The sequence below is a fragment of the Microbacterium testaceum StLB037 genome (assembly GCF_000202635.1).
GTDB classification, from domain to species: Bacteria; Actinomycetota; Actinomycetes; order Actinomycetales; family Microbacteriaceae; genus Microbacterium; species Microbacterium testaceum_F.
The window spans coordinates 1,797,906-1,812,021 of the sequence record NC_015125.1; the positions used below are offsets into that span (position 1 = coordinate 1,797,906).

At 69.7% G+C, this 14,116-nt stretch carries 13 protein-coding genes; 8 read left to right on the forward strand and 5 right to left on the reverse strand.

The annotated features are described in order from the left end of the window. Positions 1-2: 2 nt before the first annotated feature. Positions 3-1,088 (reverse strand): hypothetical protein, encoded by a 1,086-nt coding sequence (locus MTES_RS08235; protein WP_013584780.1) that lies wholly within the window; start codon positions 1,086-1,088, stop codon positions 3-5. Positions 1,089-1,097: 9 nt separating this feature from the next. Then, positions 1,098-1,994: an NAD(P)/FAD-dependent oxidoreductase gene (locus tag MTES_RS08240; protein WP_231848163.1), complete on the reverse strand. Its 897-nt coding sequence runs from the start codon at positions 1,992-1,994 to the stop codon at positions 1,098-1,100. A gap of 225 nt (positions 1,995-2,219) precedes the next feature. Between MTES_RS08240 and MTES_RS08245 the strand changes: the two genes are divergently transcribed. Genes MTES_RS08245 through MTES_RS08255 form a run of 3 tightly spaced genes read left to right on the forward strand, consistent with a single transcriptional unit; the run spans position 2,220 to position 5,050 of the window. Then, entirely contained in the window at positions 2,220-3,215 is a 996-nt protein-coding gene (locus MTES_RS08245; RefSeq protein ID WP_231848164.1) for an Abi family protein, read from the forward strand. After that, on the forward strand, positions 3,209-3,658 hold the full coding sequence (locus MTES_RS08250) for a MerR family transcriptional regulator (RefSeq protein WP_013584783.1): 450 nt from the start codon (positions 3,209-3,211) through the stop codon (positions 3,656-3,658). Before MTES_RS08245 ends, MTES_RS08250 begins: the two co-directional genes overlap by 7 nt. A gap of 9 nt (positions 3,659-3,667) precedes the next feature. Further along, positions 3,668-5,050 carry an ATP-dependent DNA helicase gene (locus MTES_RS08255; protein ID WP_013584784.1) on the forward strand — a complete coding sequence of 461 codons (1,383 nt, stop codon included), beginning with the start codon at positions 3,668-3,670 and terminating at the stop codon, positions 5,048-5,050. On the opposite strand, the gene MTES_RS08260 is transcribed toward MTES_RS08255, so the two are convergent. After that, a complete protein-coding gene (locus MTES_RS08260) occupies positions 5,038-5,691 on the reverse strand; it encodes a heme oxygenase (biliverdin-producing) (RefSeq protein ID WP_013584785.1) in 654 nt (217 codons plus the stop codon). The two genes, MTES_RS08255 and MTES_RS08260, sit on opposite strands and share 13 nt — an antisense overlap. A 206-nt stretch (positions 5,692-5,897) precedes the next feature. Between MTES_RS08260 and MTES_RS08265 the strand changes: the two genes are divergently transcribed. The 4 genes from MTES_RS08265 (at position 5,898) to MTES_RS08280 (ending at position 10,780) form a co-directional block, all read left to right on the forward strand. Then, positions 5,898-7,163: a serine hydrolase domain-containing protein gene (locus MTES_RS08265; protein ID WP_043361222.1), complete on the forward strand. Its 1,266-nt coding sequence runs from the start codon at positions 5,898-5,900 to the stop codon at positions 7,161-7,163. 7 nt (positions 7,164-7,170) lie between these two features. After that, entirely contained in the window at positions 7,171-8,079 is a 909-nt protein-coding gene (locus MTES_RS08270; protein WP_013584787.1) for an EamA family transporter, read from the forward strand. 121 nt (positions 8,080-8,200) lie between these two features. Further along, complete coding sequence (gene corA, locus MTES_RS08275; protein ID WP_013584788.1) at positions 8,201-9,199, forward strand: magnesium/cobalt transporter CorA; 999 nt, start codon at positions 8,201-8,203, stop codon at positions 9,197-9,199. 72 nt (positions 9,200-9,271) lie between these two features. Continuing rightward, on the forward strand, positions 9,272-10,780 hold the full coding sequence (locus tag MTES_RS08280) for an amino acid permease (protein WP_013584789.1): 1,509 nt from the start codon (positions 9,272-9,274) through the stop codon (positions 10,778-10,780). A 393-nt stretch (positions 10,781-11,173) separates the two neighbouring features. Here MTES_RS08280 and MTES_RS08285 read toward each other — a convergent pair whose 3' ends face one another. Both MTES_RS08285 and MTES_RS08290 read right to left on the reverse strand, forming a co-directional pair. After that, entirely contained in the window at positions 11,174-12,349 is a 1,176-nt protein-coding gene (locus MTES_RS08285) for a 4-hydroxybenzoate 3-monooxygenase (RefSeq protein ID WP_013584790.1), read from the reverse strand. 114 nt (positions 12,350-12,463) lie between these two features. After that, positions 12,464-13,216 (reverse strand): IclR family transcriptional regulator, encoded by a 753-nt coding sequence (locus MTES_RS08290; RefSeq protein ID WP_013584791.1) that lies wholly within the window; start codon positions 13,214-13,216, stop codon positions 12,464-12,466. Positions 13,217-13,306: 90 nt separating this feature from the next. Here MTES_RS08290 and pcaH point away from each other — a divergent pair, with 90 nt between their 5' ends. After that, on the forward strand, positions 13,307-14,116 hold the full coding sequence (pcaH, locus tag MTES_RS08295; protein ID WP_013584792.1) for a protocatechuate 3,4-dioxygenase subunit beta: 810 nt from the start codon (positions 13,307-13,309) through the stop codon (positions 14,114-14,116).

Here is a 14,116-nt window from a genome sequence, read left to right on the forward strand (position 1 = left end):
CCTCAGTCGGCGCGGGCGCCTCCACTGACGAGGATGGATGCCGTGCCGTCGGGGAGCACCGTGATCTTGCCGTCGACGGCGAACGGCACGTCCTCATCGACCTTGCGGAGGGAGCCGTCGAAGATCGAGCGGATGTCGACGTCGATGTGCGCGACCGCCTCGGTGGTGGGGATCCGCCAGCCCGCGCCGTCCGGGACGACCGTCACTTTCGGCTGCTGGGCGATCGACCACGACGGTGCACCGTCGATGCGGTTGCGGACCGTATAGCCGAAGGGACACCCGGTCGGTTGCAGGACCTTCTGCTCGGCGCAGGTGGTGAGGAAGTCCTCGACGCGCTGCTGCACGACCGAGACGAACTCGTCGGTCGGCTCCGCCTGCACGTCGACGGGGATGCCGGTCAACGGAGCGTCGGCCAGCACGGCGACACCCGGGGTCGCCGAGATCGGGGTGTCGACCGACACGGAGTACAGACCGGGTGAGAACACCAACAGGGGAACGGCGGCCGAGGGGTCGGCATCCGCCTGATCGACCGAGACCTGCCTCTTGTCGATCTCGAATCCGTTGACCGAGAAGCGCATCGAGCCGCGCACCGACAGGTCGACCACCGCGAGCGGGCTCGTGGCGAAACGCCACCGGGGCAGCAGGCTGCCGGACGCGTCGCTCTGGACCGCGAACGTCGTACGACCGTCGTGACCGCCGGCGCGGTAGGTCACGCTGACCCGCGTGAGGTCGCCGTCGGTCTGCTCGTCGACGACCTCGGCATCGCTCAGGACGCTCAGGGCATCAGGACGCAGGAGCGCCTCGGAGGCGGTCGCCGGCAGACCCGCCGCCTCGAGGTCGGCGGCGTCGATCGCGACTCCGGGAACGGCGAGGGCTTCCGCGGCACGATGGTCCTCGAGCAGCTCGAGGTAGTGCCGCACGAAGGCGCTCGGGCTGTAGAGATCGCGATACAGGGCACCGGCGCCGGCGGCGAGGGCGAGGAACAGCAGCACCCCGACCACGCCGAGGGCGGTCAGTTCGAGCGCGAGCCGCGGGCGCGCGGAGCGGACACCCTCGGGCGTCGCGGGGCCCCCGCCTGCGTTGTCCACACCCCCAGTCTAGGAAGGGCTCGCCGCCCGCACCTGTGCGTCCGCCTGCACGACGGCCACGGCCGCGAGCTGCCCGGCCGCGATCGCCGCCGCGAGCGACGCCATCGGCCCCGGGAGGTGATCGGGGTGGGCCATGTCGCCGACGGCGTAGACGCCCTCGACGCTCGTCCGGCCGAAGGGGTCGACGCGGACCGCCCCCGATTCCTGCCGTTCGAGGCCGAGCTGGTCGGCGAAGGGTGCGCGCTGTCGCGACGTCGGCGCCACGAACGCCCCGGCGACGTCCTCGGTCGTGCCGTCGTCGAGGTGCAGTCGCAGCCCGGTGGCCGCGTCGCCCACGTCCCGCACGCCTTCCGGGTCGATGACGAGCACCTCGGATGCCACGGGCTCCAGCATCGCCGCGAGCATCGCCGCGTGGTCGCCGGCGTTGAGTACCGCGACGCGCTGCCCCGCGAACTCGTGGCCGTGGCAGAACGGGCAGTTCGCCACGCGGTCGCCCCAGCGCTCGCCGAGGCCGGGGATGGGCGGCAGGTCGTCCGCGAGCCCCGTCGCGAGGATCACGGCGGTCGTACTCAGCGGAACTCCGTCGACCGTCACCACCAGAGCGGAGTCGGTCCGCGCGACCTCGGCGGCGACGGCATCCTGGATCTCGACCGTCTCGTAGGCGGCGATCTCGGCGCGCGCGAGGCGGCGGAGCTCCGCGGGGTCGCGTCCGTCGTTGGTCAGCAGGTTGTGGGCGTGGGGGACCGTCCCGTTGCGGTAGGCGCCCGAGTCGAGGAGCAGTGCCTTCCGATGCATGCGCCCGAGGGTGAGAGCCGCCTGGAGGCCTGCGGGGCCGCCCCCGATGATGATCGCGTCGTACACGATGAACTCCTTCCGCTTGCGTTCGGATCCATCGTGTGACTTCATGTCGACATGAAGTCAAGGGCCTCTGCTTCGTACAAATCTGCGCACGTAGCGGGCGGGGCCGCAGGCCCGAAACGGAGGGGGTCCTGGACATATGATCGAACCTCACTACCCGAGGTGGGGTTGGGCGTGGTATCGTCACGGCATCACGATCAGCCCGCTCGCCTCACGGCTCGGGCTGATTTTCTTTTGCGGGGATTGATGCGGTACGGCAAACCATGGCTGCCGTTGGGCGACCAGATCGACCGGCTGGAGCGTCGCGGCATCGACATCGGCGATCGAGCACGGGCGGAACGCCTGCTGTGCGAGGTGGGCTACTACCGCCTGACCGGATACCTCCATCCGTTCCGTGCGGTCGACCCGGCGATCGGTTATCTCCCCGGAACCCATGTGTCCCACGCGGCGGCGCTGATCGACTTCGACCGACGGCTCCGTCTCCTCGTCCTCGATGCCCTGGAACGGATAGAGGTGTCTCTGCGAATGAGGGTCGGTTACGTCCTGGGTGAAGTCTCCGCCTTCGCTCATCGCGATGCACAGACGTTCATGCCTGAGTTCACCAGGCGGCCCGAGCATGCGGCCGACAGGACCATCGCGACGTTGCTCCCGCCGGAGCTCTCCCTGAGCAAGCACGACGTGTGGCTCGTGAAGGTGGCCGAACGGCAGAGTCGGTCGAGTGAGAACTTCGTGCAGCATTTCCGCGAGAAGTATGCAAACGAGATGCCGATCTGGGCACTGACGGAGATCCTCGAATTGGGGCAGCTCGTGACGCTCTATCGGGGCCTCAACACACGCTTGTCGCAAGCCATCGCGGACGCCTATGGGGTTCCGACGAAGAAGCTCTTCCTCAGTTGGTTGGCAACCCTCAACTACGTGCGGAACGTCGCGGCGCACCATGCACGTCTCTACAACCGCAAGCTCGTGACCGCGCCCAAGCGGCCTGCGCCCTCGCGAGTACCTCTTCTCGCCCATCTCAGCGACAGCGCCCTGCCGAAGGAGTACGGGCTTTACAGCGCGTTGGCTGTGGCGCAGTATCTCCTGCTCGCCGTTGACCCGGAGTCGTCCTGGGGTGCCGAGCTCGCGCGCCTCTTGAGCGAGTTTCCCGCAGCCGGACCGGTTGCGGTCTCCTCCCTTGGCGTCCCCGAGGGGTGGGAGACGATGCCCCTCTGGGCGGGCCCGCGGAGCTCTCGTGAGCCTCTCCCTACGAGCGAAGTGACCTCGTGCTGACCCCCGGTGGGGCGTCAATCGGAGACGCCGCCGCGCAGTTCGGCCTCGACACGCACGTGCTGCGGTACTGGGAGGACGAGGGTCTTCTGCATCCGGATCGGGATGCCGCCGGCCGACGCCGCTACTCGGACGACGACAGCGTCCGGATCGCGATCATCCTGCGCAACAAGGCGGCGGGCCTGTCGCTCGAGCAGATCCGCGTGCTCCTCGACAAGGGGGCACCCGACCGGCATCGCGTGCTCGAGGAGCACATCGCCGAGCTCGAGCGGCGTGCCGCCGACATCGCGCAGGCGCGGGCGATGACCGAGCACGCGCTGCGCTGCCGCGCGCACGACATCACGCAGTGCCCGCGTTTCCGCAGCCACGTCGCCGATGTGCTCTCCGGAGAGGCGCGGTGGCTGCTCGTCCACACCGAGCCGACGTGCGATGTCCCCGCGAACTAGCATGAATCGGTGACCACCCCGCCCCTTTCCGCCGAGCAGCAGGCGCTGTTCCGGCTGATCGAGGACACCCGCGAGCACGTCTTCGTGACCGGGCGCGCGGGGACGGGCAAGTCGACGCTCCTGCAGCACCTGGCGTGGAACACGCAGAAGCAGATCGCCGTGTGCGCGCCGACGGGGGTCGCGGCCCTGAACGTCGAGGGGCAGACGATCCACTCGCTGTTCCGCCTCCCGATCGGGCTCATCGCGAACGGCGACATCGACCAGAACGACGCGACGCGGAAGATCCTCAACGCGATCGACACCCTCGTGATCGACGAGATCTCGATGGTGAACGCCGACCTGATGGATGCCATCGACCGCTCGCTCCGTCAGGCGCGCGGCCGGCGCGCCGAGCCGTTCGGCGGCACCCAGATCGTCATGTTCGGTGATCCGTACCAGCTCGCTCCCGTGCCTCCGCGCGGCGACGAGGCGCGCTACATCCGCGATCATTACCGCTCGTTCTGGTTCTTCGACGCCAAGGTGTGGTCGGGCGAGGCGGCGAGCGACGGGCTCATCGACATCGGACGCCACGGGGCCGATCTCCACGTGAACGAGCTCGTCGAGATCCATCGGCAGTCCGACCCGGGGTTCAAGACGCTCCTCAACGCGGTGCGGTACGGGCGCGTGACGGCCGAGATGGCCGGCATCCTGAACACCGCCGGAGCCCGCACACCCCCGCATCCGGCCGACGGCGAGCACCCGATCATCACGCTCGCCACCCGCAACGACCGCGTGAACAGCATCAACCGGCGCCACCTCGACGAGCTCATCGGGCGGACGCAGACGGCCAACGCCGAGATCTCCGGCGACTTCGGGCGCGGTGAGGCGAACTACCCGGCCGAGATGGAGCTCACGCTGAAGGTCGGCGCGCAGGTGATGTTCCTCCGCAACGACGCGGCGCAGTTCGGCGAGGCGCCGCGGTGGGTCAACGGCACGATCGGCACGGTGACGCGCATCGCGGGCGACAGCGTGCGCGTCGAGGTCGACGGCATTCAGCACGATGTCGAGCCGGCCGTCTGGGAGAGGTACCGCTACGCGTACGACCCGGGCACGAAGAACCTCTCCCGCGAGATCGTCGCCGAGTTCACGCAGTTCCCGCTCCGCCTCGCGTGGGCCGTGACGATCCACAAGTCTCAGGGCAAGACGTACGATCGTGCGGTCGTCGACCTGGGGGCGGGGGCGTTCGCTCCCGGACAGACCTACGTGGCCCTCAGCCGCCTGACCTCTCTCGACGGTCTGTACCTGTCACGGCCGCTGCGGCCGAGCGACATCCGCGTCGACGAGGACGTCCGCCGCTTCATGAAGCAGGCGTGGCTCGGACGCCGAGAGGGCGACGAGGCTCAGGCGACCTGAGACGCCTTCGCGCGGGCGAGGTCCGCGAACAGCTCGGTGTTGAACCGGTAGGCGACGAGCACCTCGTCGATGACGCGCGCCTTCTCGTCGTCGTCCCACGGGACGGCGTCCAGCTGCTCGCGGTAGACGTTCTTGAAGGCCCTCGGGTCGGCGATGTCGCCGAAGAGGAAGAACCCGATCCCGTTCGTGTCGAACCCGAAGCGACGCTGCATGAGGCGGCCGATGAACGGCCCGCCGGACAAGTCGCCGAGGTAGCGCGTGTAGTGGTGCGCGACGAAGCCGCCGGGCCACGTGGCGGCGACGCGACGGATGCGCGACACGTACGCCTGCGTCGTGGGGAGCGCCGAGATCTGCGCGCGCCACTCGGGCCCGAGGAGGAACGCGAGGTCGGCCTCCAGGGCGGGCAGGCGCGTGAGCTTGTCGCTGAGGAACACGGATGCCACGGGGTCGTGGCGCATGCGCGCGGCGGCGGTCTCGAGCGCTTCGTAGATGAACCAGTGCTGCGCGATGAGGGCGATGTAGTCGTCGCGCGAGCCCGTGCCGTTCAGGAGGTCGGCCATGAAGCCGTCGCACTCGCGCGGGGAGTGGGCGCTGCTGGCGCGCTCGTGGAGAGCGGCGGAGAACGGGACGACGGCGTTCATGGAGCCATCATACGCACAAGGTTAGGTCAACCTAACCCCTGATTTCCTGTGGTTTCACGCCGGGGTCGCTCGCTGTCGCGTTCTTCGGGGAGATGTGATGGAGACGTGACGCCCCCGGAGCGCAAGCGGCGGTTTCCCCCAGGTGGCGTGTGTTTGAATCTTGGAGCGCGTGATTCGTCGTGCGCGGATTCCAGGGGGTTTTCGGTATGGGGACATGGCGTCGATCTGCGGCGGCCGCGATCGCCGGTGCGGGTGTCCTCGCCGTCATCCTGAGCGGGTGCACCCCGGAGAGCACGGTCGCGGTCGACCTTCCGGCACAGGTCGACGCTCCGTTGGCCGACCAGACCGTCACCGAACTGCGGGATGCTGTCACCACGGCCATGGCCGCGACGGGATCGAGCGGGGCCATCGTGGGTGTCTGGGTGCCCTGGAGTGGGACGTGGGTGTCGGGTCTCGGGACGCAGGGGCCCGGTGGGGCGGAGGTCAGCGCGGACCTCGACTTCCGCGCGGCGGACGTGACCGGCGCGATGACGTGCGACGTGCTCTACGACCTCGCCGCCGATGGCACCGTCAAGCTCGACGACCCCGTCACGACATGGGTCAGCAACCTCCCCGGCTATGACGACATCACTCTGCGGATGCTCTGCAACGGCACCTCGGGGCTCGGCTCGTACTCGTCGGTGCTCCAGGGCGTCGAACTGAACAATCCTGACCGCGCGTGGAACCCGCGCGAGCTGCTCGCCTACGGGATCTCGAGCCCGCGACGCAACGCACCCGGAGCCGCGTTCGCCGACTCGGACACCAACTACCTGGTCGCCGGGCTCGCCGTCGAGCGCGCGACCGGAGAATCGCTGTCGGATCTCATCCGCGAGCGTGTCGCCGCACCGCTCGGCCTCTCCGACACGACGCTGCCGGGATCGGCCGCCGCCGCGCCCTCCTCCTCGGCCCTGGAGGGGTTCCGCTCGCAGCAGATCCCCGAGGGCGGATGGACCTGCGACCAGCCGCAGGACGTCACGGTGGTCTCGGCGAGCTTCGGCGGAGCCGCCTCCGGCGCGGTGACCGACATCACCGATCTCGGGCGCTACACGCAGGCGCTCGCCGCGGGTTCGCTGCTGCCCGCGGAGAGCGACCGATTCTCGTCGCCCCTGCCGGTCAGCCCCGACGACCCGACGTGGTTCACGGCGGCCGGCGGCGCGTACCAGGCCGGCTCTCTCATCGGACAGTTCGGCGCGACGGCGGGCTACATGGTGGGCTCGTTCGCCGACCCCCAGACCGGAATGGCGGTCTCGGTGGTGCTGAACAACTCCGCGGGCAACCAGAAGACGGCCGCCTGGCTCGCCTGGGAGCTCGCCGCGATCGCCTCGAAGGCCCCCGCGGCGTCCGGACAGACCGCTCCCGAGGCGGGACTGCCGTGGACGGCGCAGCAGATGCGCGACGGCATCGTCGGCAACGCGATCTGCCCGGTCCCGTGACCCGGGAATGAAGGCGCCCGGCGGCCCGCAGTCGGCGGCGGCGCTGGTCCTGATCGGTCTGGCCTGCCAAGAGGTCGGCGCGTCGTTCGCCGTGATGCTGTTCCCCCAGACGGGGCCGCTCGGCATCGTCATGCTGCGCCTGGTGTTCTCGGCGCTGCTGCTCCTGCTCATCGCCCGCCCACGGGTGCGCGGTCACGCGGCGGCGGACTGGCGCGCGGTCGTGGCGTTCGGACTCGTCCTCGCGACGATGAACGGCCTGTTCTACCTCGCGCTCGAGCGGCTTCCGCTCGGCGTCACCGTGACCATCGAGGTCCTCGGTCCGCTCACTCTCTCGATCCTCACGGCGACAGGCCTCGCGCGCTGGCTCTGGGCGGGGCTCGCCCTCGCCGGCGTCGTGGCGCTGGGCGCGGGTGGATGGGAACGGCTCGACCCGCTCGGGGTGGCGTTCGCCCTGGGGGCGGCGGTGAGCTGGGCGCTGTACATCCTCGCGTCGGCGCGAGTCGGACGCGCGTTCCCGCGCCTGGACGGCCTGGCCTTGGCCATGGCGATCGGCGCGGCGATCGCGCTCCCGTTCGGCATCGTGCAGGCGGGGGCGGTGCTGGTCCGCATCGACATCCTGGCCTTGGGTGCCGCGGTCGCCGTGCTGTCGTCGACGGTGCCCTACGCTCTCGAACTCATCGCCCTGCGCCGGCTCCCCGCCTCGGCGTTCGCCATCCTCATGAGCCTCGGTCCGGCGACGGCGTCGACCGCCGGCTTCCTCCTCCTCGGCCAGCGCCTCTCGTGGCTCGAGGTCGGCGGCATCGCCCTGGTCATCTCGGCGAGCATCGGCGCGGTGAGGGCCGCCGCCCGACGCGCGCCGGGGTCTCGGCATCTGGGATCCGATCCGGATGAGCCGTTGAGCGAGCCCGTCGGCTGACCGGCCCGCCGCGACTGTTCGTTATGGCGCCGCTGTGAATCTCGTGCCCACGGGTGCCCCACCGCGGGGACCGCATCGTCGGCGTCATCGTCCGTCCACCTGGCGGGCGTAGAACTGATACATGCCCATCATCGACAGCGCCGTGTACGTCGACGGCCATCGCATCGAGAATCCCGCGAGCCTCGACCAGACCTTCGAGTACATGGAGGCGCACGGGGGAATGGCGTGGATCGGCCTCCTCCGGCCCTCACCGGAGGAGCTCGAGCGCGTCGCGGCCGAGTTCTCGCTGCATCCCCTCGCGGTCGAAGACGCGCTGGCCGGGCACCAGCGGGCGAAGCTCGAGCGATACGGCGGCAACCTCTTCGCGGTCCTGCGTCCCGCGCGCTACATCGACGAGACCGAGACGGTGGAGTTCGGCGAGCTGCACGTGTTCGTGGGCCGGGACTACGTCGTCACCGTGCGCCACGCCGAGGTGCCCGACCTCGCGCGGGTGCGGCACCGCCTCGAAGAACAGCCCGAGCTGCTGGCGCGCGGACCCGAAGCGGTGCTCTACGCGATCCTCGACGAGGTCGTCGACCAGTACGACCCCGTCGCCCGCGGACTGCAGAACGACGTGGACGAGATCGAGGATCAGCTCTTCGGCACGGGCGGGACCGAGCTGACTCAGCGCATCTACGAACTCGCTCGCGAGGTCATCCACTTCCAGCGGGCCACGGAGCCGTTGCGCGACATGCTCCAGGCGCTGCTGCGCGGAGCGGAGAAGTACGGCGTCGACATCGAACTGCAGCGGTCGCTGCGCGACGTGCTCGACCACGTCCTGCGGCAGTGCGACAAGCTCACGTCGATGCGATCGATCCTCGACAACGCCCTCACCGTCAACGCGACGCTCGTGACGCAGAGGCAGACCGAGACGTCGCTCGAGCAGAACGAGCAGGTGAAGAAGATCTCGGGATGGGCGGCGATCCTCTTCGGGCCCTCGCTGATCGGCGGCATCTACGGCATGAACTTCAAGAACATGCCCGAGCTGGACTGGGAGTTCGGCTACCCCATGGCGCTGGTGCTGATGGTGGTCGTCTCCGCCGGTCTGTGGCTGACGTTCAAGATCAAGAAGTGGCTGTAGGCGGCGGCATCCGGAATCCCGACTCGCGGCGCGCTTGCTGGACAGGGGCTGCGTGAAACGAATGATGGGTACGTGACCGACTCCACCCCCCGCTCCGGCGACGCTGCCGAGCAGATCCACACCTCGACCGTTCAGCTCGAGGACGCCGGCTACCACAAGCGGCTGACGTCGCGTCAGGTGCAGATGATCGCCATCGGCGGTGCGATCGGCACCGGGCTCTTCCTCGGAGCGGGTGGACGCCTGGCCGAGGCCGGCCCGTCGATCGTCATCTCGTACGCCGTGTGCGGCCTCTTCGCGTTCTTCATCCTGCGGGCTCTCGGCGAGCTCGTGCTGCACCGGCCGACCTCGGGCTCGTTCGTCTCGTACGCCCGCGAGTTCTTCGGCGAGAAGGCCGCGTTCGTCTCGGGCTGGTTCTACTGGATCAACTGGGCGACCACGACGATGGTCGACATCACCGCTGCCGCGCTCTACATGAACTTCTTCGGGAAGTACGTGCCGTGGATCGCCGCCGTGCCGCAGTGGGCGTGGGCGCTCGCCGCGCTCGTGACGGTGCTCGCGGTCAACCTCGTGTCGGTGAAGGTGTTCGGCGAGCTGGAGTTCTGGTTCGCCCTCATCAAGGTCACCGCCCTGGTCGCGTTCCTGCTCGTGGGCATCTACTTCGTCATCTTCGGCACGCCCACGGGAGCGCCCACCGGGTTCTCGCTCATCGCCGACAACGGCGGATTCTTCCCCAACGGCATCCTGCCCGCGATCATCCTGATGCAGGGCGTGGTGTTCGCCTACGCGTCCATCGAGCTCGTCGGCACCGCCGCCGGCGAGACGAAGGACCCCGAGAAGGTCATGCCGCGCGCGATCAACTCGGTCATCTTCCGCGTCGCGATCTTCTACGTCGGCTCGGTGCTGCTGCTCGCCCTGCTGCTGCCGTTCACCGCTTACTCGAAGGACGAGAGCCCGTTCGTGACCTTCTTCGGCTCGATCGGGGTGCCGGGCGTCGACGTCATCATGAACCTCGTCGTGCTCACCGCGGCGCTGTCGTCGCTGAACGCGGGACTGTACTCCACCGGCCGCATCCTGCGCTCGATGGCGGTCGCCGGATCGGCTCCGAAGTTCGCGTCCCGGATGAACAAGGCGGGCGTCCCCTACGGCGGCATCGCGATCACCGCGGTCGTGGCGCTGCTCGGCGTCGTCATCAACTACGTCAACCCGAGCGACGCGTTCGAGACCGTCCTGAACGTCGCCGCGGTCGGCATCCTGGTCACCTGGGCGACCATCATGCTCTGCCAGATGAAGTTCAAGCGCCTGACCGATCGGGGGGAGCTGGTGCGCCCGAAGTTCCGGCTGTTCTGGGCGCCGTACACGGGCTACGCGACGCTGGTTTTCCTCGCGATCGTGCTGGTGCTGGTGTTCATCGACTCTCCCGCGACGCTCGTCGTCGCGATCGTTGCGAGCCTGCTGATCACGGCGGGATGGTTCGCGTGCCGCAAGCGCATCGCCGAGCTCGCCGCCGAGCGCGAGGGGTACACGGGGACGGTGCCGGTGGTGCCGAGCCCGTTCCCGAAGCCGCGCGACAAGAAGGACTGAGCCTCACGGGCTTCACGCGGCGCTCGGGCCTCGGTCCGGGCGCCGCGGTCGTGTGCGGGGGAACGTGCGTTGAGTGTCCAGGACACCCGGACGTTTTCGGCTTCGGTCCGGGTGTTGTGGACACCCAACAGGGCGGGGTGCCCGGATGCCGGCATCCCGGCGCTCGCGTTCCTGCTCGGGCGGCGCGCTCCCGTGTCCCGGGTCGGGTCGGGTCGGGTCGGGCCGGGCCGAGTCGGGTCGGGCCGGTTTGGGCCGGTTTGGGCCGGGCCGGGTCGGTTGAGTGTCCAGAACACCCGGACGATTTCGATTTCGGTCCGGGTGTCTTGGACACTCGAGAGGGGGCGGGAGCGTGCGCGCCGGGTGGGGCGCCAGGGGGCGCGCGGCGGGAGCCGGTCAGGCGTCGAAGGGCCAGCCGCAGTACGCCTCGGCGAGGTAGGCGCGGCCGTGTTCGGACTCCACGACGGTGCGCAGCTCGCCGAGCTGGCGGCGGCGGTCGAAGTCGGTGGCATCCGGAGCCACGTGGAGCAGGCTCGTCATCCACCACGAGAAGTGCTGCGCCTTCCAGATGCGGCGGCTCGCGGTCTCGGGGTACGCGTCGAGCAGGCGCTCGTCGTGCTCGAGCAGCAGCGCCTCGAGGGCGGCGGCGAGGAGGCGGACGTCGGCGATCGCGAGGTTCATGCCCTTCGCGCCCGTCGGAGGCACTGTGTGCGCCGCGTCGCCGACGAGGGCGACCCGGCCGCGGCGCAGCTCGTGCGCGACGAAGCTGCGGAAGCGCAGCACGTCGCGCTGGAAGATGGGGCCCTGCTTCAACGTCGTGCCCGGCACGCGCTTCTGCAGCTCGTCCCAGAGCTGCTCCTCGCTGTAGGCGGCGGTGTCGGTGTCGGGGTCGCACTGGAAGTACATGCGCTGCACGGTGTCGGAGCGCTGGCTGACGAGCGCGAAGCCGTCGGGGGAGTTGCTGTAGATGAGCTCGTCGCTCGACGGCGGGGCTTCGCACAGGATGCCGAACCAGGCGAACGGATACTCGCGGAAGTACCCGCCCGTGCTCGATCCGGTCACGGCGGCGCGGGCGACGCTGCGCGAGCCGTCGGAGCCGACGACGAAGTCCGCCTCGATCTCGAGGGGGTTCCCCTCCGCATCGCGGGCGATCACGCGCGGGCGATCGCCGTTCTCGATGCCTTCCGCGGTGATGCCGAAGCGCAGGTCCTGGCCCGCCGCGAGGCGCGCGGCGATGAGGTCTTTCAGCACCTCGTGCTGCGGGTACAGCCACACCGCCCGGCCGACCGTCTCGGCGAAGTCGATGCGGTGCCCCTCGCCCTCGAAACGCAGCTCGATGCCGTCGTGGCGGTGCCCGACGGTGCGCGCGCGCGACGCCTCGCCGATCGTGTCGAGCAGCTCGACGGTGCCCTGTTCCAGGATGCCGGCACGGATCGTGCTCTCGATCTCGTCGCGCGAGCGCTGGTCGATGACGACGGAGTCGATGCCCGCCCGATCGAGCAGGTGGGACAGCAGGAGGCCGGCGGGGCCGGCGCCGACGATGGCGACACGGGTGCGAACGGTGGTGGTCATGGCGTCTCCTTCGACGGTGCTGACTCCGATGCTGCCCGCCCCGCGCTCAACCGGCCGGAGTATTCCCATTGATCGGGATGCCGCGCGGGCTCCCTGCGGCGCAGGCGGGCGGGGTCAGCGGCGGTAGCCGAGGGCGCGCTCCGTGTCGCGGGCGGAGCGGTGCAGCTCGACGAGGGCGAACTGGGTCTCGGCGTCACGGGGGAGCACGACCGAGAGGGCCGCGATCACGGCGCCGGTCTCATCGCGGACGGGAACCGCGACACCGGTGGAGACTTCGTCGACGTACCCCGGCGCGAGCACGCGGCCGAGCGTCCGGATCTCGGCGAGGGTGCGGCGTAGCGCCGCCGGGTCGACGATCGTCTCGGGCGTCACGCGGGCGAGCGGCCCCGCGAGGACGCGCTCCTGCAGGTCGTGCGGCGCGAAGGCGAGCAGCACCAGGCCCGATGACGAGGCGTGCACCGGCAGGCGTCCGGCCACGCGCGTGATGTTGGCCCCGGAGTCGGGGGCGCTGAGACGCTCGAGGAAGAGCGCCTCGTCGTGCTCGAGGATCGCGAGCTGCGTGTGCTCGCGCACGCGCTGCTGGACGCGCTCCATGTACGGAAGGGCGGCTTGGCGCAGCCGGAGCGCGTGCGACGATCGCGTCGCCAGTTCCCACAGGCGCATCCCCACGCGCACGCGTCGCTCCTCGTCGCGCTCGAGGAGGCCGGCATCCACCAGTTCGTTCACGATCCGGTGGGCGGACGAGCTCGGCAGCCCCGCGCGCCGGCCGATGTCCGCGGTGGTCTGGGCGGTGCGCGTGGGGGTGAAGGTCTCGAGGATGCGGACCAGCCGTTCGGTGACCGAGTCGCCCGAGGGGGAGTTCGCCATGGGCTCAGGATGCCACGATTCCCATTGAGCGGGAAGAATTGGCCGTCCGTGGCGGTCATGCCGGACGATGGTCTGGTCGAAGGAGACCCCATGACGAACACTCCCGCCGCCGCGCCCGAGACACTGCTCGCGGCTCCCGATCAGGCCACGCAGGATCAGATCGTCGAGGAGATCCGCGCGCGTCACGCCGAGCTCGATGCGCGCGAGGCCGCGGGCCACCCGATTCCGGCGACCGCCCACGACTTCCCCGCGTACCGCTCGAGCGTGCTGCGCCATCCGACGAAGAATCCGAAGCTCGTCGATCCCGAGACGATCGAGCTGTTCTCGCCCGCTTTCGGGCAGCGCGACGTCGCCGCGATCGAGTCCGACCTCACGCTGCAGCACGCGGGAGAGCCGCTGGGGGAGCGCATGGTCGTGCAGGGGCGGTTGCTCGACTCGTGGGGTCGGCCCGTGGCGAACCAGCTGGTCGAGATCTGGCAGGCGAACGCGGCCGGTCGCTACATCCACCAGCGCGACCAGCACCCCGCACCGCTCGACCCGAACTTCACCGGGGCGGGCCGTACGGTGACGAACGAGAACGGCGAGTACCGCTTCACCACGATCAAGCCCGGTCCCTACCCGTGGAAGAACCACCGGAACGCGTGGCGGCCGGCGCACATCCACTTCTCGGTGTTCGGCTCCTCGTTCACGCAGCGTCTCGTGACGCAGATGTACTTCCCGGGCGACCCGCTCTTCGCGCTCGACCCGATCTACAACACCATCCACCGGCAGAAGGACCGCGACGCCCTCGTCGGCGTCTACGACCACGACCTGACCTCGCCCGAGTGGGCGACGGGATACCGCTTCGACATCGTCGTGGACGGTCCGGATGCCACGTACTTCGAGCAGGAGGGTGAGTGA